Genomic DNA, 20,904 nt, shown 5'->3' on the forward strand with positions numbered 1-20,904 from the left:
CCCGACCGCCGTCGCCAGGCTGCGCCTCTGACGAGATGGCCGTTCTGGTCAGAAATCGCCTCTGAACTCGCCAGAACGACAACCTCGTCGTCGGGAATGAGGACTGCGAGGCCATGCCGGGCCGGGCCCAGCCGCGTCGGGCCACCGACCGACGTCGGACGTCACGCCGGCGAGACCACCCGCGTGCCGGGCAGCGCGACGCCCCGCGCCGCGAGAAAGGCGATCGGGTCCACCGGGGTGCCGTTGACGCGCACCTCGAAGTGCAGGTGCGGCCCGGTGGAGTTGCCGGACGAGCCCACCCGCGCGATCTGCTGCCCGGCGGTGACCGTGTCCCCCACCCGCACGAGGATGCCGTTCGGCCAGGGGTGGACGTACCGGGTCTGCACCCCGCCGCCGTGGTCGACCGCCACCATGTACCCGGAGTTCCCGCCCGAGGACGGCCCCGCGATGACGACGACGCCGTCGGCCGCCGCGTAGATCGGGTGCCCGTCCACGGCGGCCAGGTCGGCCCCCGCGTGCAGGGTGCGGACCCCGCTGATGGGGTGCACCCGGTACCCGAACGCCGAGGTGTACCGGACGTTGCCGAGGATCGGGGAGGTCCAGCCCTCGGCGGTGACCGCGCCGGCACTGAGGGCGCTGCACGGGCTGGGCCCGGCCGCGGCGGCGATCGCGTCGAGGTTCTCCCCGGCCAGCGCGTCCACGACCGTCACCGCGTCCCGCCAGTACTTCTCGTAGTGGTACGGGTCCGCGTTGCCCTGCACGCGGTGCGCCACGATGGTCGGCGGCTGCGTGGTGCGGTCCGTGAGCGTGGCGAGCCTGCGGAAGAACATCGTCGCCGAGGCGGTGGGGTCCATGCGCTGCTCGAGGGTGCCCCAGGCACCGTTGTCCCGCTGCTGGAACAGGCCGCGCGAGTCCGGCCCCGCCTCGTCGCCGTGGTCGAGCACCTCCAGCCCGGACTCCCCCATCGCGGTCATGACCCCGATGGTCTGGTCGCGCACGGACAGCCCGAGGTCCGCGCCGGCGTTGATGATCGCGGCGGCGTTCGCCAGCTGCACGCCGCTGTAGCCGTTCACCTCTGCGTCTGGCTCCCCGGCGAGCGCGACCCGCACCCCCGGGCCGTCCACGTTGCACGTGTCCAGCCGGTCCTCGGCGTCGATGAGCAGGACGAGCGTCAGCGCACCGCCGACGACCGAGGCGAGCACGAGGACCAGCGCGATCACAAGGCGGCGCACGTCAGGCCTGCCCCTCGGGCGGCACGATCCGCTCCACCAGCCACGGCGTCGGGCCGTCCTGGCGCGAGAGCAGCACCTGCACCGTGCCCGCGTCGGTGCCGACGTCCACGCGGGCGAGGTAGACGCTCGGCTCCTCGACCACCTTCGGCTCGCCCGTCACCTTGCGCGCGACGATCGAGGCCGGCTGCAGCCACTGGTAGTCCTGCCGCGCCGTCGGCGTGAGGTACACGGACAGCTCGTCGAACCACCGGGCCGCCGGGAGGTCGGGTCGGGCCCACGCCCGCACGGCGTCCTGGGCCACCCGGCGCGCCTGCGCCCGGGACGCGTCGTCCCACACCGGGGCCGGCGCCGCGGTGACCGGCGCGTCCGGCTCGTCCATCGGCTCGCCCGTGGGGGTGGGCGGCACCGGGACGGACGACGGCGAGGGCGCCCCGCTCGTCGCCGTCGGCCCGGGCCGCGGCTCGGGCGAGGGCCCAGGTCCGGGGCCCGTGCACGCGGCCAGCACGCAGCCCAGCACCAGTGCTGCGGCCCCGCGCCGGACCGCACCGGCAGGACCTGCGCGCATGAGACCTCCGTCCCGGCTCCACGGCGCCCGACGGGCGCGGGGCTCGCACACCCTGTATTGGTGGTGTCAACTAGGTCACCATGATCACGTAGGGACTGCATGATGGTGGTCCGATCAGGACCGTCCTCGGACGCAAACCCCCGAAGGGGCGCTCAGATGGGCAACCATCCACGGCTGAAGAGCCGCGACGACGTCGTCGCCGGCGACCGCTTCCTCGTGCCCACCGGCCCGGCGACGCCGCAGCGTGGCGTGCCGGTGCCCGAGAACGCGCTGCCGGCGCGTGTCCGCACCGAGCGGGCGGCGCCCTGGTGGTTCGGCACGCACGGCGGCGCGGGCGAGTCCACCCTCGCGGCGCTGGTGACCGGTTCGCGGGCGGCGGGCCACGCGTGGCCGCTCCCGCGCGACGTCAACGACCCCCAGCCCGTGGTCCTCGTGGCCCGCACCAGCGCACGGGGCCTGGAGAGCGCCCGCGTCGCCGCCACGCAGTGGGCCGCCGGTGACGTGCTCGGCGTCGACCTGCTCGGCCTCGTGCTCATGGCGGACGCCCCCGGCCGGCTCCCCCGGGCCCTGCGCGACCTCGCCCAGCTCGTTGGCGGCGGGGTGCCCCGGGTGTGGACGGTGCCGTGGGTCGAGGCGTGGCGGTCCGGCGACGACGTCGTGCCGCACGCGGTCGGCGTGCTGCGCCGCGACCTCACCACGCTCCTGCCCGACGGGGAGGCCTGACGTGCTCGGTCCCGTCGTCGGCGCACTCAGCACCGCCACGCTCACCCTCACCAACGTGCCCGACCCGGGCCAGGGCGAGGCGCCCCCCGGCATGGAGGGGTTCCTCCAGCTGCTGTCGTGGACCAAGTGGATCGCCCTGGGCATCTGCGTGCTCGGCCTCATGGTCGCCGGCGCCCTCATGGCGATCAACGCCCGGCGCGGCGAGGGCGGCGAGCACCTGGGCCGCATCGGCATGGCGCTCGCGGGGGTGGTCGTCATCTCCGGTGCCTACTTCGTCGTCGGCGCGCTGGCGTAGGGAGCGGACGTGCCGGCGGACGAGGGGCGCAGCGCGTGGACGCGCCCCGCGTTCGTGGGCTCCGCCGTGCTGCTCCTGGCCCTGCTGATCCTCGTCGTCTGGCTGCTCGCGCGCGGCGACGGCGCCCCGGCCGACCCGGGCACCGCCGCGCCCGGGTCGGCCACGGCTGCGCCGTCGGCAGGCCGAGAGAGCCCCACCACCGGACCCACCGGGACCGCCCGGGCAGCCCCGGGGCGGTCGGTCTGCGGGCTGACCGAGGAGGCCGACTCCGGCACGCTCACCCGGGCGCCGGCGGCGACGTGGCAGCTCGTGGGCACGGTGGCCGCGCCCTCGGTCGAGGGCCAGGGCCCGGGCGAGGACGACGACGGCCTCCGCACCTGCTACGCGCGCACCCCCACCGGGGCGCTGCTGGCCGCCGCGAACGTGGCCGCCATGGGCTCCTCCCCCCAGCTGATCGGCCGGATGACCGAGGAGATGACCGCCGAGGGACCCGGCCGCGACGCCGCCCTGAAGTACCTCGAGGCCGGCGCCGCCCCCGAGATCCCCACCGGGGTGCGTTACCAGATCCGCGGCTTCCGGCTCCTCGACTACACCGGCACCGAGGCGTCGGTGGACCTGGCGCTGGGCGTCGACGGCGGCCTGACGGGCAGCTTCGTGCTGGACCTGCGCTGGGAGGACGGCGACTGGAAGGTCGTCCTCACCGACGACGGCGGCCTCGGCAGCCTGCCCGCACCCGTGCCGGACCTGACCGGCTACACCCTGTGGTCGGGGGCGTAGATGTCGAGCGCCGACCCCACGACGCCCGTGCCGCCGGGCGGCTGCAGCCCGCTCGACGTCACCTGTGCCACCTCGACCTGGACCGCCGACGACGGCAGCTCCACCGCCCTGGACCAGCTGGCCGGGGCGGTGTCCGAGGCCCTCGACACCACGCTGTCGTCCCTGGGCAAGATGTGGGAGAACGTCGCCACGCCGGCGCTGACGGGCGACGGCGAGGGGGCCGTCACGGCCGGCTCCGTGGCCCCGGGGTCGGTCGCCGCGGTGGAGACGGTCCTCGGCTGGGTCGTGTGGATCTCCCTCGGCGTCGCCGTCATGTCCCTGCTCGCCCTCGGCGCCTGGCTCGCCCTGGCCGGGCGCCGAGGCGACGGCGGCCGGCAGCTGGGCCGGGTCGGGATCGTCCTGGGCGGGGTGCTTCTGATCTCGGGGGCGTCCGCGGTGGTGGGTGCGCTGGTGCCGCCGGAGCGGTTCGCCGGCGGGTCGGCACCGGTCGCCACGACGCAGAACGCCCTGTGGTGGTTCACCGCGGCGATGGCCGTGCTCTCGGTGATCGTGGCCGGCGCGAAGATGGCGTGGGAGCAGCGCGCCGCCGCCGGGCGCGACCTGGTTCGGTCCCTGCTCACGCTCGTGGTCGTGGCCGGCGCCGGGCTGACCGTGATCGGGCTCGCCGTCGTCGCCGCGGACGGCTTCGCCGCCTGGCTGCTCGAGCGGGTCACCGGCGGCGAGGACTTCGGCACCCGGGTCCGCGACCTCGTGGTGCTGTCGGACTCCCTCGGCGTGCTGCTGGTGATCGTCCTCGGGCTGCTCGCCGTGGTGGTGGCGTTCGTCCAGATCATGCTGCTGGTGCTGCGCGGCGCGATGCTCGTGATCCTCGCCGGCATCTTCCCGCTCTCGGCGGCGTTCACGAACACCGCGGTCGGCCGTGCCTGGTTCTCGCGGGTGGTCGCGTGGATCGTCGCGTTCGTGCTGTACAAGCCGGCGGTGGCCATCGTCTACGCGACCGCGTTCCAGCTCACCGACACCGGCCTCGTCACGGACGACGGCACCGGCCTCGTCCCGCTCCTCGCCGGCATCATCCTCATGGTCCTGGCACTGCTGGCGCTGCCCGCGCTGATGTCCGTGGCGGCACCGCTGGTGGGCACGGTGGCCCCGGGAGGCACGCCGGCGGCCGCCGCGCTGCCGCCGGGCACGTCCGCGGCGCTGCCCAGCGGGGCGGCGGCGGTGCACCGCGTGCGACCCGCGGCGGCGCCGCCCGCACCGGCAGGTGCCGCCGCGGGCGTGGGCCTGGTGGGGCCCCGCGGCTCGAGCGAGCTGCGCGGTCTGCGGGCCGGCGACACCACCGTCGGCCCCGGCGGGTCCGGCAACGGCCCCGGTTCCGGCCCGGGTTCCGGCGCGCCCGGCTCCGGCGGGCAGGGCTCGGGCGCGGGCGTGCCGGGGGGCGCCACCGAGGACGACCTGACCGGCCGGGGCACGGGCACCGACGCAGTCGTCGGCGCGGACGCGGGCGCGGGCGTCGAGCCGGGCGACCTCGAGCCCGCCGGTGACACGCCGCCCGGCGAGCCGCCCGCCGACGACCAGCACCATCCCCGCAGGGGGAACCCCGACCAGCCCCGCCCCCGCGCGGCGATCCACGAAGGAGACGGTTCACGTGCCGGCAACCGCTGACAGCCCCCACGTGCCACGCACCTACGGCAACTGGCGCCGTCCCACCACGCCGGGCCTGATGGGCCTGGGCACCGCCGGGACCCTCATCCTCATGGCCGGGCTCGTGCTGGTGGTGCTCGTCGTCATGCTCACGGACCTGCTCACCGGGCTCGTCTTCGCCGCCGGGCTCGCCGTCGTGCTCCTGGCGATCGGCGTGCGCGACAAGCACGGCCTCAACGCCCTCGACAAGGGCGCCGCCCGCTGGTCCTGGTGGCGCCAGCGCTCCGCCGGCGAGCACCTCTACCGCTCCGGCCCGCTGGGGCAGGTGCCGTGGGGCACGTGCCAGCTGCCCGGGCTGGCCGCGTCGTCGAAGCTCACCGAGCACTCCGACTCGTACGGGCGGCGCTTCGCCCTCATCCGCGTGCCCACCACCTCCACCTACACCCTCGTCATCGGCACCGAGCCCGACGGCGCAGCCCTGGTGGACGAGGAGCAGGTGGACTCCTGGGTCGCCGACTGGGGGCTGTGGCTGGCGAACCTGGGCGACGAGCCGGGCATCGTCGCGGCGTCGGTGACGATCGAGACAGCGCCGGACACGGGTACCCGCCTGCGCCGCGAGGTGGGCACGAACCTCGACCCCGACGCCCCCGAGTTCGCCAGGGCGCTGCTCGCCGAGACGGTGGCCGACTACCCGCACGGCTCCTCCACCGTGCGCGCGTACGTGGCCCTGACCTTCAACGCCACGCACAACGGCAGACGACGCAAGCCGGCCGAGTTCGCCCGCGAGCTGGGCGCACGCCTGCCCGGGCTCACCGGGGAGCTGCAGGCCACCGGCGCCGGCCCGGCGCACCCGGTGGACGCCCTGGAGCTGTGCGAGCTCGTGCGGGTGGCGTACGACCCGGCGGCCGCCGTCGCGATCGACGAGGCGCACGCCGAGGGGCTGACCACCAGCCTGACCTGGTCCGACGTCGGCCCCTCCGCCGCGGAGGCCTCGTGGGACGACTACCGGCACGACTCCGGGGTGTCGGTGACCTGGGCGATGACGGGTGCTCCGCGCGGGAACGTGCAGGCCTCGATCCTCTCGCGGCTGGTGGCCCCGCACCGCGACGTCGCCCGCAAGCGCGTGACGCTGCTCTACCGGCCCATCGACGCGGCGTCCGCCGCCGCGATCGTGGAGTCGGACCTGCGCGCCGCCCAGTTCCGGCAGTCCTCCTCGGACAAGCCCACCGCCCGCGACGTGCTCGCCACGCGCGCCGCGGCCCTGACCGCGCAGGAGGAGGCCGCGGGCGCCGGGCTCGTCAACTTCGGCATGCTCGTGACGGCCACGGTCCTCGACGAGGCGCGCGAGGCCGACGCCCGTGCCGCCGTCGAGAACCTGGCCGCCACCGCCCGGCTGCGCGTGCGGCCCGCGTACGGCTCCCAGGACACGGCGTTCGCCGCCGCGCTGCCCCTCGGCCTGGTGCTGCCGCGGCACCTCGACCTGCCCTCCCAGGTCCGGAGCCGGCTGTGAGCCGGAAGAAGCAGGAGGGGACGACGGCGGCCCCCGCCCGCCCGGGGCCGCGCGGCTGGCCGGGGCGCGGGCGTGGCCGGGCCGGCTCCATCCAGCCGGTGCCGGAGTGGCGCGGCTCGACCCGGCAGGTGTGCGGGCTCTGGCCCTTCGCCGTCGGCTCGGGGACCCCGATGGTCGGGGTCCCGCTGGGGCGCAACATGGTCACCGGCGCCACGGTGTGCTGCGACCCGGTGTCGTGGTTCCAGCGGGCGAACCTCATCTCCAACCCGTCGGCGTTCGTGCTGGGCCTGCCGGGCCTGGGCAAGTCCACGCTCGTGCGACGCATGGCGGCCGGCCTCGCCGGGTACGGCGTCATGCCGCTCGTGCTCGGCGACCTCAAGCCCGACTACGTCGACCTCATCGAGGCGCTCGGCGGGCAGGTGATCGCCCTGGGCGGGGACCGCGGGCACATCAACGTCCTCGACCCCGGGGAGGCGACGTCGGCGGCCGAGCGCCTCACCGGCAGCGCCCGCGCGATGGTGCTCACCGACGCGCACGAGCGGCGGCTGACGATGGTGTCCTCGCTGCTGACGATCCTGCGCGCCCAGCCCCCGACCGACCGGGAGGAGACGATCCTCGACCGGGCCTTGCGGGTGCTCGACGAGCGCCACGACGGCGTGCCGGTACTTCCCGACCTGCTCGAGGTCATCCGCTCCGCGCCCGAGGACGTGCGGCAGGTGGCGCTCGACCGCGGCTCGCTGGAGCGCTACCAGGAGGTGACGGAGAACCTCGAGGCCTCGCTGATCGGCCTGGTCGACGGCGGTCGGCTCGGCCGCACGTTCTCCCGCCCCACCACGAACCCGATGCGCCGGGACCGGCCGGTGGTCTACGACGTCAGCCACATCGACGACGCCCAGACCGACCTGCAGGCCGCGGTCATGCTGGCGTGCTGGTCGGCCGGGTTCGGCACGGTCAACGTGGCCAACGCCCTCGCCGACGCCGGCGTGGAGCCGCGCCGCCACTACTTCGTGGTCCTCGACGAGCTGTGGCGGGTCCTGCGCGCCGGCCGCGGCATCGTCGACCGGGTCGACGCCCTCACGCGGCTCAACCGCACCCGCGGCGTGGGCACGGTGATGGTCTCCCACACGATGTCCGACCTGCTGGCCCTGCCCGCCGAGGAGGACCGCATGAAGGCGCGCGGGTTCGTCGAGCGCTCCGGGATGGTGGTGGCGGGCGGGCTCCCCGGCGCGGAGATGCCGATGCTCACCCAGGCGGTGCCGCTCTCCCGCGCCGAGCAGGAGCTGCTCATCGGCTGGCAGGACCCGCCCGCCTGGGACCCGGTGCACCACCGGGAGACCGAGCCGCCCGGGCGCGGGAAGTTCCTCGTCAAGGTCGGCGGCCGGCCCGGCATCCCCGTGCAGGTGCAGCTGACCGCCGTCGAGCTCGGCATCCACGACACCAACAAGCGGTGGCGCGAGCTCTCCCGCGTGGGCCGGGTGGAGCGCCCTGCGGAGCAGGTGGGACCACCCGGAGGGTGACGGGCGGCAAGAAGGCGCCATGGCCGCTTTTTCGGGCGTCCTACGCATTCCCGGACGGAAGCCGCGCCCCTAGCCTCAGGGCCATGCGTACAGTGATCGCAAGCGCCGCAACGGCCGCGGCCCTCGTCCTGACCATGTCCACCGCCGCCCTCGCGGGCGGCTCCGTCGCGGACAGCCCCGACCGCCGCGACCGCGGCGGGCCGACCCACACCCGCCCCGTCGACGACGTCGTCGTCATCGGCCACCGCGGGGCGTCCGGCTACCGCCCCGAGCACACCCTCGCGTCGTACGAGCTCGCCATCGAGCAGTGCGTCGACTTCATCGAGCCCGACCTCGTCTCCACCAAGGACGGCGTGCTCGTCGCCCGCCACGAGAACGAGATCGGCGGCACGACCGACGTCGAGAACCATCCCGAGTTCGCCGACCGGAGGACGACGAAGGCGATCGACGGCCGCCAGGTGGAGGGCTGGTTCACCGAGGACTTCACCCTCGCCGAGCTGCGCACGCTGCGCGCCGAGGAGCGCATCCCGAACCTCCGGCCGGAGAACACCGCCTACAACGGGCTCTACCAGATCCCCACCTTCGAGGAGGTCGTCGAGCTCGCCACGCAGTCGAAGACGTGCGACGGCAGGCCGATGGGGATCGCCCCCGAGATCAAGCACCCGAGCTACTTCGACTCCATCGGGCTGTCGATGGAGGAGGGTGTCGTCGCGATCCTCGAGGAGTACGGCTACGCGGGCCGGCGGGCCCCGGTGGTCATCCAGAGCTTCGAGACCTCCAACCTGCGCGAGCTCGACCGCATGATCAAGGTCGACCTCGCGCAGCTGGTCGACTGCTCCGGCGCGCCCTACGACCTCGTCGCCGCGGGTGACCCGCGCACCTACGCCGACCTCGTCACGCCGGCGGGCCTGAAGGAGATCTCCCGGTACGCCGACATCCTGGGCGCCTGCAAGGACCGCATGATCCCGCGGAACGCCGACGGCTCGCTCGCGGCGCCGACGACGCTGGTCGACGACGCCCACAAGGCCGGCCTCGAGGTCCACGGCTGGACCTTCCGGGCGGAGAACCAGTTCCTGCCGCTGGACTTCCGCTCGAGCGCCGACCCTGCCGCGCACGGCGACCTTGCCGGCGAGATCGAGCGCTTCCTCGAGCTGGGCATGGACGGGCTGTTCTCCGACCACCCGGACATCGCGGTCGCCGCCGCGTCGGCGTTCGAGCAGGAGCAGCACCCCGGCCGTCGCTGACCCGCGCCCCTGACCGGGCACAGTCGGCCCACGGCCTGCCGTCCCGCCGGTCGACGCCTCCTGGCGCCGACCGGCGGGTCCGTGTCCGAGTCTCGTGGTGAGGTACTCCCATGACGCCTACCTCACGGACGGTCCCCGACGACGTCGCCGCCTACCTCGACGCCGCCCCGGAGCCGTGGGCCGAGCTGCTCCGGGACGTCCTCGGCACCCTCGCCGCGGCGATGCCGGACGGCTACGAGCTCGGCATGCACTGGGGCATGCCCACCTGGGTGGTCCCGCTCGCCCGGTTCCCACGGACCTACAACGGCAAGCCGCTGGCGTACGTCAGCGTCGGGGCGCAGAAGAACCACGTCTCCGTGTACCTGATGGGCGTGTACTCGGTGCCCGAGGAGGTCGAGGCGTTCCGGGAGGCGTGGCGGGCCGGCACCGGCCGGGTCGACATGGGGAAGTCGTGCCTCCGGCTCAGGAAGCCCGCCGACGTCGACCACGAGCTCCTCGCACGCACGGTCGCCGGCATGTCCGTCGAACGGTTCCTGGAGACCTACGAGCGCGTCCAGGCGCGGTAGGGGACGCCGATCCGCGTGGGAAGGCCTGCCTTTCCTTCGTTGTGGACCGGACCGCCCCGCCCTACATTGACGATCATGAATGAGTTGCACGCGCTTCAGGACCAGACGTCCGGTGCCGCGACCCCGGACGCCGTTCCGGCCGGGTCGGTCGTTGGCGTGGAGGGCGACCGGCCCGCGCGACGCGAAGAGGAACGTCGACGGGGCGGTCTCGAGCAACGGCTCAACGCCCTGCGCGCCGGGGTGCTCGGGGCCAACGACGGGATCGTCTCCACGGCGGCCGTCGTGGTCGGCGTCGCGGGTGCCACCACGTCCACGGGAGCGATCGCCACGGCCGGTGTCGCGGCGGCCATCGGCGGCGCGGTGTCCATGGCGCTCGGCGAGTACGTCTCGGTCAGCAGCCAGCGGGACAGCGAGAAGAACATCATCGAGGAGGAGCGACGGGCCCTGGAGGCGGACCCGGCCGTGGGCCTGGAGTCGCTCGCGCGGCTGTACGAGGAACGCGGCCTGTCGCCGGAGACGTCGCGCACGGTGGCGCAGGAACTCTCGGCGCGCGACGCCCTCGACGCCCACCTACGGGCGCGGCACAACATCGACGCCACCGACGTCGCCAGCCCGTGGCACGCGGCGCTGGCCTCGTTCCTCGCCTTCGCCGGCGGCGCGCTCCTCCCGCTCCTGGCGATCCTGCTGCCCCCGCCGGAGCTGCGGGTACCGGTCACGTTCGTGGGCACGCTGGTCGGCCTCGCCCTCACCGGCGCGGTGGCGGCGGGCATCGGCGGCGGGTCACGGTCGCGTGCCGCGACGCGGGTGGTCGTCGGCGGCGGGCTGGCCCTCGCGGCGACCTACCTCATCGGGTTCCTGCTCGGCACGACCGGCATCGTCTGACCCAGGTCAGGCGACCCCGTAGCGGCTGACGCTGAACTGGAAGCCCTGCGGGTCGGCGAGCTCGGCGACGCGTGAGCCCTCCGCGTCGAACGGCTCCGTCGTCACCGACCCACCGAGCTCGAAGGCCCGGGCGGCGACGCCGTCCGGGTCGTCGACGGCGAACGTGACGGTCCAGCGGGGCGTCCCCTCGAACTCCTCGACCATCCATCCCACCGCGTCGGTGAACCCGGGCGGGGCACCGGCCTCCTCGTGGCGGGCCCGGGTCCCGGGATCCCGCTGCTCGAGGTGGTCCCCGTAGCCCGGGCGCCTCACCATCCACGTGCCGGGGACGAACTCGGTGGTCTCCCAGCCGAACACCGCGTTGTAGAACTCGGCCGCGGCGGCGATGTCTGGTGTGTGCAGCTCGTTGAAGTTCCAGGAGTTGGCCACGTTGACCACCTCGGCGCCCTCGTGCTCGCCGCCGGTCCACGCGCCGAAGACCGCGCCGGCCGGGTCCTCGAACCGGCTGCGGCGCCCGCCGCCGAACACCTCGTGCGCGGGCTCGCGCACCTGCCCGCCGGCGGCGAGCACCCGCCGCTCGATCTCCTCCAGGTCCGGCACGCGGACGTACATGGTCCAGCCGGGGTTGCCGATGTCGAGGGCGCCGACGCCCGCCACGTCCGCACCGGCGAGGCTTGCCACCCGGTACGGCCGGGGCGTCTCGTCGACGTCGCGGATCTGCCAGCCGAAAAGGTCTGCGTAGAACTCGCTCGCGGGCCCGGGGTCGGGGGTGAGCAGATCGATCCAGGCGGGTACGCCGTCGGGATAACGCGGGACGTCCGAAGAGGCGGAGGCCATGCCCCCACGGTAGGTCCGGGCGTGGTCAGCGCGCTATGTATCCGCCGATCACGCGCCGTCCTCACCGGCCGCCCTCACCCCCGTCAGGTGCCGATCACTCGCCACCACCCTTGCCGGGGGCGCCGTGCACCGGCACGCTGGGCCTCACCGTGCCTGGGGGGCGGAGGCTGCGATGGCGCAGATCGTGCTCGTCCATGACCATCCGGTGGTCCGGCTCGGCCTGCGCACCGTGCTCGCCGGGGAGCCGGACCTGGCCGTCGTGGGCGAGGCGACGTCGGCCCCTGGCGCCGTCCGTGCCGTCAGCAACCACCGTCCGGACCTGGTGGTGCTCGACGTCCGCCTCGAGGGCCGGCCGCTCGGGCCGGAGCTGTGCCGCACGCTCAAGACCGCCCCGGACGGGCCCGCGGTCCTGGTGCTCGCGGCCAGGGCTGCGGCCACGGAGATGACCGCTATGTACCTCGCGGGGGCCGACAGCTTCGTGGACCAGACCTCAACGACCGGCGAGATCGTGGCCAGCGTCCGCGCCACCCTCGGCGGCCGGCGCGTGTGGGCTCCCCACCCCCTGCCCGTGAACGGCGCGCACGGCCCGCCGGTGCCGCACCCCGACCCACCAGAGCACCTCACTCCGCGTGAGCGCGAGGTGCTCGGCCTGCTCCTGCAACGCCTGACGAACGCCGAGATCGCTGCCGAGCTGCACCTCGGCATGCCCACCGTGAAGACGCACGTGAGCGCCGTGCTGCGCAAGCTCGGCCTCACGCGGCGGCTCGATCTCTTCCACGACGAGTCCTGACCGGTCTCGCGGCCTGGCAGGTCTCGCGGCCACGCAGGCACGCAGGCACGCAGGCACGCAGCCACGCAGCCACGCGCCGAGAACGCCCTAAGTGCCCGTTCACGCCCACGGACGGGTAGTTAGGGCGTTCTCGGCACGGACGGGCGGGCGGGCGAGGCAGGGGCGCGCACGGGCGGGGACGCGCACGGGCAGGCACCGGCGGCGCCGGCGGACCGCGTGCACGGCCGGACGGTGGGTGCGCGGTTCCGGGGAGCGGCCGAGCGGTGGCCGCGCCGAGACCACCGCCCGGCCGGGTCGGTGCCCCTGCAGGGGTCAGTGCGGCCAGGGCTCGAGCACCGCGGCGCTCCCGCCGTGGAAGCGGGTCGGTTCGGCGGCGGCCAGCAGCCCGTCGTCGCCGAGGAACTGCACACCGTTGACGTTGCCGATCGGCTCGGCGGCCGGGGTCGGCAGCTTGTGCCCGTACGCCTTCAGCGCCTCCTGCGTCGCCACGGGCAGGGTCGCCTCGAAGTTGGTGTTCTCGCTGTTCCCGTTGCCCAGGCGTGGCGCCGCGATCGCGTCGGGCAGGTCCATGTCCAGGTCGACGAGGTTGACCGCCACCTGCAGCACCGTGGTGATGATGGTGGCCCCGCCCGGGGTCCCGTACGCGACGAACGGCTCGCCGTCAGGGCCGAACATGATCGTCGGGCTGATGCTGCTGCGCGGGCGCTTCCCGCCGTCGGGCGAGTTGGCCACGTTCGGGTCCGTGGCGAAGTCGGTCAGCTCGTTGTTGAGCAGGAAGCCGTACCCGTCGACGGCGATCCCGCTGCCGCCGATCTGCTCGATGGTGAAGGTGAGAGCGACGATGTTGCCCCACCGGTCCGTCGTCGTCAGGTGGGTGGTGGAACCGGTGCTCATGGGCGCCGAGGCGAGGACGACGCCGTCGTCCGCGGCGCCGTCCGGCGTGCCGGCGGGCAGGGGCTTCTTCGTGGCGGCGAACGGCTCGCGGATCAGCTCGCGGCGCTCGTCGGCGAAGTCCTGGGAGAGCAGGCCCTCGACGGGCACGTCGACGAAGTCGGGGTCGCCGAGGTACTTGCCGCGGTCGGCGAACGCGAGCGCCTCGGCCTCGATGAGCAGGTGCAGCACGTCGTTCTCCGGCAGCTCGGAGAGCTCGTAGCCCTCGAGGATGTTCAGCGCCTCCCCCACGGTGGTGCCGCCGGACGACGGCGGACCCATCCCGAACACGGTGTGGTCGCGGTAGTCGACCATCGTGGGGTCGCGCCACTTCGCCTCGTAGTCGTCGAGGTCGCCGAGCTCCATCAGCCCCGGCCTGACGTTGCGCTCGGCGCCCGCGACGACCGGCGGGTGCTGGACCGTGTCCACGATCGCCTCGGCGACCTCGCCCTCGTAGAACGCGTCCGCGCCGTCGCGACCGATGAGCTTGTACGTCCTGGCGAGGTCGGGGTTGCGGAAGATGCTCCCGACGGCGGGCACCTTGCCGTCGACGAGGAACGTCTCGCGGCTGGACGTGAAGTCCCGGAAGATCTCGAGGTTGTCGGTGGTGCGGTCCACGTACTCCTCGTCGACGACGAAGCCGCGCTCGGCCACCACGCGGGCCGGCTGCAGCAGCTTGTGGAGCGGCATGGTGCCGTACTCCTCGAGGGCCAGCTCCCAGCCGGCGACGACGCCGGGCACGCCCTGCGAGAGTCCGGAGACGCGCCGTTCGTCGAACGGGATCTCCTTGCCGTTCTCGAGGAAGACGTCGCGGGGCGTGGCCAGGGGCGCCGTCTCACGCGCGTCGATGGAGGTGACCTCGTCGTTCTCGGCGTCGTAGATGAGGAAGAACCCGCCACCGCCGATGCTGCCGTCGTAGGGCCGGGTCACGCCCAGCATGGCGGACGTGGCGATCGCGGCGTCGACGGCGTTGCCGCCCTTCTCGAGGATCTCCATGCCCGCGCGCGTGGCGTAGGGGTCGAGCGACGTCACCGCACCGCCGTAACCGGTGGCGGTGGCCTCCTTGCGAGGCGGGTGCGGTACCCCGTGGTTACCGTCGCGCTTCCCGTCCCCGCCCTCGGCCCCGGCGGGGCTCGCCCCGACGACGAGCGCCGCGACCAGCGCGAGAGCCATGGCCAGCAGCGCGAGGACCCGGCCTCGGCGCAGCACCGTTCCAGACATGTCCGCTCCCCTCGACGGCGCCGCCTCGTCAGCGCAGCGGCGGTGGGCCAGACGCTAGCCGCGGGCACCCACGCGGCGGATCAGTCTTCAGGGATGAGGTCGGCCTGCGACGGACGGGCACTGCTCACCGGTCTGTGGCACGTCTTCTGACCGGTGTGTCCCCACTTCTGGACGGACTATGCCGCTGCTGGCCGTTTCGCAACGGCTTGTAGTTCCACAGACCGTCCAGAAGTGCGTGACGGCACCGGACGAGTGATGTCCGGCAGCGCGCGGCAGCACCGGACGGATGGTCCCCCGGCGCGCCCCGGGTCCAGGGCCGGACAAGGCGCGGTCAGCGGATCGTGACGGTGCGGTCGAACCAGGTCAGCACCTTCTCCGACCCGAACGGCCACAGGCCCGCGAGCGCCCCGGCCGCCTCCTTCCCGAACGTCGGCACGCCCGGCAGGGTCGGGCCGGCGGAGACGGTGCGGGCAGGTGCGTCGTCGGGCAGGCCGGCGAGGCGGCGGGCCGCTGCGAGTCCGGCGTCGAGGTCGCCGAGCTCGTCGACGAGACCGATCTCCTGGGCGTCCTGCCCGCTCCAGATGCGGCCGCGCCCGATCTCGTCGACCCGTTCGCGGCTGAGGCGGCGCCCGGCGGACACGCGGCCGACGAACCGCTCGTAGACCTCGTCCATCATCTGCTCGGCCCACGCGCGCTCGTCGTCGGAGAAGGGGCGGTGCGGGCTGGCGAACAGGGCCCGGTCGCGCCCGACGGTCTCGGGGTTGAGGCCGTGCCGGTCGTCGAACTGGGTGAGGACGGGCTTGCCCACGACGACGCCGATGCTGCCGGTGAGCGTGTACGGGTCGGCGACCACGTGGTCGGCCTGGGCCAGGACGTAGTAGCCGCCGGAGCCGGCGACCTCCCCCATGACGGCGACGACCGGCTTGGCGCACCGGGCGACGGCGCGGCAGACGACGTCGGAGGCGAGGGCGGAGCCGCCGGGCGAGTCCACGTACAGCACGACCGCCTTCGTGTGCTCGTCCCGCTCGGCCTTGCGGAGGGCGGCGACGACGGACTCGGAGCCCGACATCGGTCCGGGGAGGAACGGCAGGGGCGGGGTGCGGCGGGAGTGCCCGGTGACGATGGGGCCGATGACGGGAACGACGGCGACGCCGTCGGCCTTCCGGCCCATCTTCCGCGCGGCGAGGTCCGGCATCATCAGCTCGACCGTGCGGCCCCAGTGCTGGTCGACGGGGGCGACGATCTCGTCGTCGTAGGCGATGCGGGTGATCAGACCGAGGTCGAGGAGCTGCTGCGCGTTGGTGAGCGGGGTGTCGAACAGGGCGTCGGGGTCGGCGCCGCGTGCCCGGGGGACGTCCGCCTGCCAGCTGCGCTCGGCGGAGGTGACGTAGGCGGTGAGCTGCTCGCGGTCGTACTCGTCCATGCGGTCCTGCGAGAACCGGGTCAGTGCGGACTTGTACTCGCGGATGCGCAGGTTCTCGAAGCTGATGCCGTGGCGGCCGAGGAAGGCGCCGTAGAAGACCTGCTCGGCGGCGAAGCCCGGCAGGGAGACCTCGGCCGACTCCGGGGCGACGACCTCGGTGAGAGGCGCCGTCGCCAGGAGGCTGCGCATGGAGACCTGGGGGACGTACCCGACCACACGCTTCTTCCGCGCCAGACGCCCGAGCGCGAGACCGATCGCGTGTGCGGTGGCGAGGCCGACCTTGAGGTCGCCGACGCGGACGAGGACGCCGCGGACCCAGTCAGCCTTCGCGAGGCGGTCCAGGCGGGCCGTGAGGGCCTCGAAGGACTCGGTGCGCTGCAGCAGCTCCTGGACGGGGGCGCTGCGGCGGTACGTCGGGTAGCTGCCGTGGAGGTCGAGCACGACCCAGTCGGGCGCACCGTCCCCGGTGCTGCCGCGGGCGAGGGTCAGGCGGAGCTTCTCCGGCAGAGGGGCCATGCTCCAGCGTAGCCAGGAGCTACGACACGCCGACGGCGATGAAGGTGTAGGACGCGTCGCCGCTCTCGCCCCGCCCCCACAGGTCCACCGCGAAGGGTCCGCCTGGCGGGACGGTGAGGACGAGGCGGCGGGCGCTGTCGTCGTGCTCCACGGTGAGCGCCTGGCGACCGTCATTCGCCCCAACCCCTGGTTCCGCAGCGGGGTCGCGTGCCACCGCCTCCCAGCGCCACCCGTCGAGAGGGGACGCCACCTCCAGCGCCACTTCCAGCTCCCCCGCGACGACGCCGACATCGACGGGGTGCTCCGGGGAGCCGTCCCAGCACATACCGACCGTGCTCCCCGAGATGCAGCCCGACCAGGGCACGAGCTCGAACGTGGAACGATCGTTGACCACCTCGATCACCGGCGGCACGAGCTCCTCCTCCGAGCCGCCGGGCGGCCAGGTGGCGCAGCCGCCGAGAAGCAGCACCAGGGGCGCGGCGGCGACTCGCAGGGACAGGGCCATGCGCTCAACGTAGAGCCTCCGGCCGTCGGCCCGGGGAGCCTCACGACCGCCGACCCGGGAAGCCTGCCGTCCTCGCTCCCTCTCACCCGGGCCGGGCGGGCTCCTGCACCAGCTTCATCGACACGAGTTCCGTGAACCCGGCGCGCCGGGCGAGGCGCACCTTCTGGCGCCGGTAGACCGTGAAGCCGAGCTTGGCGTAGAGGCCGAGGGCGGGTTCGTTGGTGTCCTTGATGTCCTCGAGCACGTACTCGCGGTAGCCCGGGAGAGCCAGCAGGTGACGCAGCAGTGCCGTCCCGACGCCGCGACCCTGGTGCCCCGGCTCGGTGGCGACGAACCCGATCTCGGCGAGGCCGGGCCGGGCGCCCGCGGAGGGGCGCATGAACCACCGGCGGATCACCACGAGGGCGAGCAGCCCGCGCGCCAGCCCGAGATGATGCCGAAGCTCCCGCCACCGCGGCGCGAACAGCGTCTCGTCGCCCTCGGTGAGCGAGGCGAGACCCGCGGGCTCACCGTCCACGAGCGCCACGTGGAACCGGTCCAGGAGCAGCATGTGCTCGAAGGCGTCGGCGAGCGTGCCGGTGTCGCGCGAGAACGCGACGAAGTCGTCCGCGAAGGCGCGCACGTACACCTCGGTGATGCGGCGGCGGTACGTCTCCCCGAGCTCGTCCCCGCGTCTGACCTCGACCATCGCCCTCGACCGCCCGTCCGTCCCGCCGTCCCGCCTGCCCGTCTGCCCGCCCCGCACCCGAGCGGCGACCATATCCACCGGCCCGGCGACCGCGACAGCCATTTCCACCCACCGCCGGCCTCTAGGGTGGGCGGCGTGGCTCTTGCCCCGGATGCGCTCCTGGCCGGTCCCCGCGGCCGCCGCCTGTGCCTCTCCCTGGCCGGGGCCGAGCACGGGGACGAGCAGGTCCGCCTCGCACTGCGTTCGGCGATCATGAGCGCCGCGTACGACCTCGATCCCGGCAAGGGCACGTCCCGGGTCATGCTCACCATGACAGCCGGCGGGCCGGCCGACCTTGCCGGGAGCTCCCCTGCCGACGTCGCTCGTCAGATCGACGAGCTACCGCCGCCCGACCTCGACGACCGCACGCTGCTCGCCGCACTCGCGCACGCTGTCGACTTCGCCCGCTACTGGCAGGAGCCCGACGGTGAGGACGTCCTCGCCTCGACCCCGCAGGTGCGCGCCGCGCTCTCACGCATCGCCCGCCAGGTCGCCGACGCCGCACCCGCGGCGTGGTGGACGACGCCGGTCGATCTCGCCGCGCAGTGGAGCGTGACGTTCGGGGACGGCCCGTCCGCGGGCTCGATCGCCGGCCGCCTCGCGCGGTGGCACGACGCGGCGGTGCGCGAGGAGGCCGTCGCCCGCCGGGAACGCCCGGCGGACCCTCGGGCCATGTGGAGCGGCTCGTGGTGGTCGATCCCGCCGGTCCGGCTGCTGCCCCGGTCGACCCGCCAACTCGAAGGTCTCGGACCCGCCGGCCTGTGGCTCGTGGAGGACGCCGGCGACTGGGACCACGCGACCGCGGTACCGGTGACGCCGCCCACCGACGCGGCCGTCTACGAGGTGGACGGCCCCGAGGCGTGGGCCGAGCTGTGCGCGCGGTACCCGTTGGAGGTCACGGCGTCACGGCGGCACGACTGGTACCGCGTGACAGGCAGGGACGGCAGGTGGGTGATCCCCGACTGGGCGCGGGCCGCCGAGGATCTCGACGGCGTCCATCTCACCGTGGCCGGTTACCTCACCACGGCCGGCCGGGCGATCGCCGTCGGGGAGGGGCTGAGCTCCGTGCTCGCGGGCTGGGACCCGGATCAGACCTACTGGTTCACCGACGTGGCCTCCGACAACTCGTCGTCGCAGGACTGGGTCCGCCGCGACGACGGGCGCTGGGCCCGCTCGCAGCCTCCCGGCTAGCGCTCGTCGGGCTCCTCGTCGTCGGAGCGTCGGGGTCTCGGGTCCCGCTCGATGTAAGCGACGCCGGAGTCCAGGTCGAGCGGACCGAACGGCGGCGCGCCGTCCCCGGGGCGCCGGACGTCCATCTCAAGGCGCTCACGCTCCTCGATGAGGTGGCGCAGCCCCGGCTCGAAGATCGCGAAGAACTCCGACATGCCCGCACCGTACGCGGGACGGGCCCGAAAGGGCAGCACTTTCGGGAGGCAGAGCAGCACTTCACAAACAGGTGGCACCGACCGCTCCGCGTCCGCAACGCTGTGCCATGGTCTCCGTCTCGGTCCAGGCCCTTCCCAAGGACGCCACCTCGTGGCTCGAGCTCGCCCGGGAGGTGGAGGCGCGCGGCTTCGCCGGTCTGACGACGGCGGACCATCCGGGAGCGGTCCCCGCGCCGTTCGTCGCGCTCGCCGCGGCCGGTGCCGTCACCTCGCGCATCGGGCTGGGCTCCTACGTCAGCAACGCCGGCGTGCGGGAGCCGCAGCACATCGCGGCCGACGTGGCGACGCTCGACGTCGTCTCCGGCGGCCGCGCCCGCCTCGGCCTCGGCGCCGGCCACACCCCGGCCGAGTGGCGGGCGGTCGGCCGGGAGCGGCCTGGGGTCGCTGCGCGCGTGGAGCGGTGCATGGCCGTGGTGCTCGCCGTGCAGGAGCTGCTCGCCGGCGAGGAGGTGAGCGTCGAGAGCCCGTACCTGTCCGTCCGAGGCGCGCGGCTCGAGTCGCCACGGCCGGTGCAGGACCGGATCCCGCTCACCGTCGGCACCTCGAACTCGCGGTTGCTGCGGTTCGCCGGCGAGCACGCGGACGTGGTCGGGCTCAGCGGCCTGGGACGCACCCTGCCGGACGGGCACATGCACGAGGTCCGCTGGACCACCGACGTCGTGGACCAGCAGGTCGCCCTCGTCGCCGGCGGTGCGGCAGGGCGTACGGCGCCGCCCGTGCTGGAGGCGCTGGTGCAGCTGGTGAGCGTGACCGACGACGCCGAGACGGCAGCCGCCGAGTTCGCCGCCCATGCCGGGGTCTCGCCGCGTGAGCTGCTGGCCGTGCCGTACGTGCTCGTCGGAACGGAGGACGAGATCGTCGACGCGGTCGCCGAGCACCACCGCCGGTGGGGCATCACCCGGTACGTGGTGCGCGCCGACGCCGTCGAGGCGATGACGCCGCTGCTCCCACGGCTCGCCACGATCGGCTGATCTCTACGAGACCTGCACGGCCCGCCAGAACCGGTCCACGAGCGCGTTCCACTCACGAGGGTGGGTGCCGTGATCCCGGAGAGGCGGTCCCCAGGTTCGTACGCGGTGGAGGCGTCGAGGTGCGCGAACACGTTCTCGGGCGCCTGCTCGTCAGGAAGAGGCTGCCGCCCGAGTACCCGGCGACGTGCGCCTGCGGGATGCCGAGCGCGCGGAGCAGGGCCGCGGCGTCGTCGGCCGTCGCGGCGACCGTCACCGGCTCGTCGGGCATGGGGGTGCGACCCCGTTGCGCCGACGGTTGACAGGTTAGGGCGGGCGGGGATGCGTGTCACCGTCGACAAAGGTGAGTCGCTCCATCCGGATGTCAGTGGTCGGGGTGACGATGGAACGGTCAGCAGAGGTACCGCACGAGAGGAGCTGCCATGGCCGTCGCCACCATCGCCGAGGTCGAGCCGGACGTCGACATCTACGCCGACTGCGTCAAGGTCTGGTGCACCGACTGTGACGGGCCCGCCCAGCTGATGGACGGGTTCTGCGACAGCTGCGGCGCACGGGATCACGACCACCTCGTCTGACCGAAACCACCGGCA

At 74.1% G+C, this 20,904-nt stretch carries 21 protein-coding genes; 13 read left to right on the forward strand and 8 right to left on the reverse strand.

Annotated features, from left to right (window positions below):
• Positions 1-161: 161 nt before the first annotated feature.
• Positions 162-1,232: a M23 family metallopeptidase gene (locus ATJ97_RS09485; RefSeq protein ID WP_098483547.1), complete on the reverse strand. Its 1,071-nt coding sequence runs from the start codon at positions 1,230-1,232 to the stop codon at positions 162-164.
• Between the two features lies 1 nt (position 1,233).
• Positions 1,234-1,797, reverse strand: coding sequence for a hypothetical protein (locus ATJ97_RS09490; RefSeq protein WP_143426969.1), 564 nt, complete (start codon positions 1,795-1,797; stop codon positions 1,234-1,236).
• A 156-nt stretch (positions 1,798-1,953) separates the two neighbouring features.
• Between ATJ97_RS09490 and ATJ97_RS09495 the strand changes: the two genes are divergently transcribed.
• The 9 genes from ATJ97_RS09495 to ATJ97_RS09535 all read left to right on the forward strand — a co-directional run bounded on the left by ATJ97_RS09495 (position 1,954) and on the right by ATJ97_RS09535 (position 10,952).
• Complete coding sequence (locus ATJ97_RS09495; RefSeq protein WP_098483549.1) at positions 1,954-2,520, forward strand: DUF6668 family protein; 567 nt, start codon at positions 1,954-1,956, stop codon at positions 2,518-2,520.
• 1 nt (position 2,521) lies between these two features.
• Entirely contained in the window at positions 2,522-2,815 is a 294-nt protein-coding gene (locus ATJ97_RS09500) for a hypothetical protein (RefSeq protein ID WP_211287132.1), read from the forward strand.
• 9 nt (positions 2,816-2,824) lie between these two features.
• Positions 2,825-3,592, forward strand: coding sequence for a DUF8175 domain-containg protein (locus ATJ97_RS09505; protein ID WP_098483550.1), 768 nt, complete (start codon positions 2,825-2,827; stop codon positions 3,590-3,592).
• On the forward strand, positions 3,593-5,254 hold the full coding sequence (locus tag ATJ97_RS09510; RefSeq protein ID WP_098483551.1) for a TrbL/VirB6 family protein: 1,662 nt from the start codon (positions 3,593-3,595) through the stop codon (positions 5,252-5,254).
• A 58-nt stretch (positions 5,255-5,312) separates the two neighbouring features.
• Positions 5,313-6,743: an SCO6880 family protein gene (locus tag ATJ97_RS09515; RefSeq protein WP_098485350.1), complete on the forward strand. Its 1,431-nt coding sequence runs from the start codon at positions 5,313-5,315 to the stop codon at positions 6,741-6,743.
• Positions 6,740-8,260, forward strand: a complete 1,521-nt coding sequence (locus tag ATJ97_RS09520; RefSeq protein WP_098483552.1) for a P-loop NTPase family protein — start codon at positions 6,740-6,742, stop codon at positions 8,258-8,260. The genes ATJ97_RS09515 and ATJ97_RS09520 overlap by 4 nt, the downstream gene beginning before the upstream one ends.
• A gap of 83 nt (positions 8,261-8,343) precedes the next feature.
• Positions 8,344-9,504 carry a glycerophosphodiester phosphodiesterase gene (locus ATJ97_RS09525; protein WP_211287133.1) on the forward strand — a complete coding sequence of 387 codons (1,161 nt, stop codon included), beginning with the start codon at positions 8,344-8,346 and terminating at the stop codon, positions 9,502-9,504.
• 110 nt (positions 9,505-9,614) lie between these two features.
• Entirely contained in the window at positions 9,615-10,070 is a 456-nt protein-coding gene (locus tag ATJ97_RS09530) for an iron chaperone (protein WP_098483553.1), read from the forward strand.
• A gap of 75 nt (positions 10,071-10,145) precedes the next feature.
• Complete coding sequence (locus ATJ97_RS09535; protein WP_098483554.1) at positions 10,146-10,952, forward strand: VIT1/CCC1 transporter family protein; 807 nt, start codon at positions 10,146-10,148, stop codon at positions 10,950-10,952.
• Between the two features lie 6 nt (positions 10,953-10,958).
• Here the strand turns inward: ATJ97_RS09535 and ATJ97_RS09540 are convergent, their stop codons facing one another.
• The gene (locus ATJ97_RS09540) at positions 10,959-11,789 is read right to left on the reverse strand and encodes a VOC family protein (RefSeq protein ID WP_098483555.1); all 831 of its coding nucleotides are present in this window, start codon (positions 11,787-11,789) and stop codon (positions 10,959-10,961) included.
• Between the two features lie 172 nt (positions 11,790-11,961).
• On the opposite strand from ATJ97_RS09540, the gene ATJ97_RS09545 reads away from it, so the two are divergent.
• The gene (locus tag ATJ97_RS09545; RefSeq protein WP_098483556.1) at positions 11,962-12,579 is read left to right on the forward strand and encodes a response regulator transcription factor; all 618 of its coding nucleotides are present in this window, start codon (positions 11,962-11,964) and stop codon (positions 12,577-12,579) included.
• 312 nt (positions 12,580-12,891) lie between these two features.
• Here the strand turns inward: ATJ97_RS09545 and ggt are convergent, their stop codons facing one another.
• From ggt to ATJ97_RS09565, 4 genes are all read right to left on the reverse strand, one after another.
• Positions 12,892-14,730, reverse strand: coding sequence for a gamma-glutamyltransferase (ggt, locus tag ATJ97_RS09550; RefSeq protein WP_211287135.1), 1,839 nt, complete (start codon positions 14,728-14,730; stop codon positions 12,892-12,894).
• Positions 14,731-15,061: 331 nt separating this feature from the next.
• On the reverse strand, positions 15,062-16,669 hold the full coding sequence (locus tag ATJ97_RS09555) for a S49 family peptidase (RefSeq protein ID WP_098483557.1): 1,608 nt from the start codon (positions 16,667-16,669) through the stop codon (positions 15,062-15,064).
• A gap of 19 nt (positions 16,670-16,688) precedes the next feature.
• Positions 16,689-17,174 (reverse strand): hypothetical protein, encoded by a 486-nt coding sequence (locus tag ATJ97_RS09560; protein WP_098483558.1) that lies wholly within the window; start codon positions 17,172-17,174, stop codon positions 16,689-16,691.
• Between the two features lie 82 nt (positions 17,175-17,256).
• Entirely contained in the window at positions 17,257-17,862 is a 606-nt protein-coding gene (locus ATJ97_RS09565) for a GNAT family N-acetyltransferase (protein WP_098483559.1), read from the reverse strand.
• Positions 17,863-17,997: 135 nt separating this feature from the next.
• On the opposite strand from ATJ97_RS09565, the gene ATJ97_RS09570 reads away from it, so the two are divergent.
• Complete coding sequence (locus tag ATJ97_RS09570; RefSeq protein WP_098483560.1) at positions 17,998-19,092, forward strand: hypothetical protein; 1,095 nt, start codon at positions 17,998-18,000, stop codon at positions 19,090-19,092.
• On the opposite strand, the gene ATJ97_RS09575 is transcribed toward ATJ97_RS09570, so the two are convergent.
• Complete coding sequence (locus ATJ97_RS09575) at positions 19,089-19,286, reverse strand: DUF6191 domain-containing protein (protein ID WP_098483561.1); 198 nt, start codon at positions 19,284-19,286, stop codon at positions 19,089-19,091. The genes ATJ97_RS09570 and ATJ97_RS09575 overlap by 4 nt on opposite strands.
• Positions 19,287-19,393: 107 nt before the next feature.
• Here ATJ97_RS09575 and ATJ97_RS09580 point away from each other — a divergent pair, with 107 nt between their 5' ends.
• The gene (locus ATJ97_RS09580) at positions 19,394-20,317 is read left to right on the forward strand and encodes an LLM class flavin-dependent oxidoreductase (RefSeq protein ID WP_098483562.1); all 924 of its coding nucleotides are present in this window, start codon (positions 19,394-19,396) and stop codon (positions 20,315-20,317) included.
• Positions 20,318-20,736: 419 nt separating this feature from the next.
• Entirely contained in the window at positions 20,737-20,889 is a 153-nt protein-coding gene (locus tag ATJ97_RS19780; RefSeq protein WP_170037333.1) for a hypothetical protein, read from the forward strand.
• Positions 20,890-20,904 lie beyond the last annotated feature (15 nt).

Origin of the sequence: Georgenia soli (assembly GCF_002563695.1) — a bacterium.
In the GTDB taxonomy this organism is placed as follows: domain Bacteria; phylum Actinomycetota; class Actinomycetes; order Actinomycetales; family Actinomycetaceae; genus Georgenia; species Georgenia soli.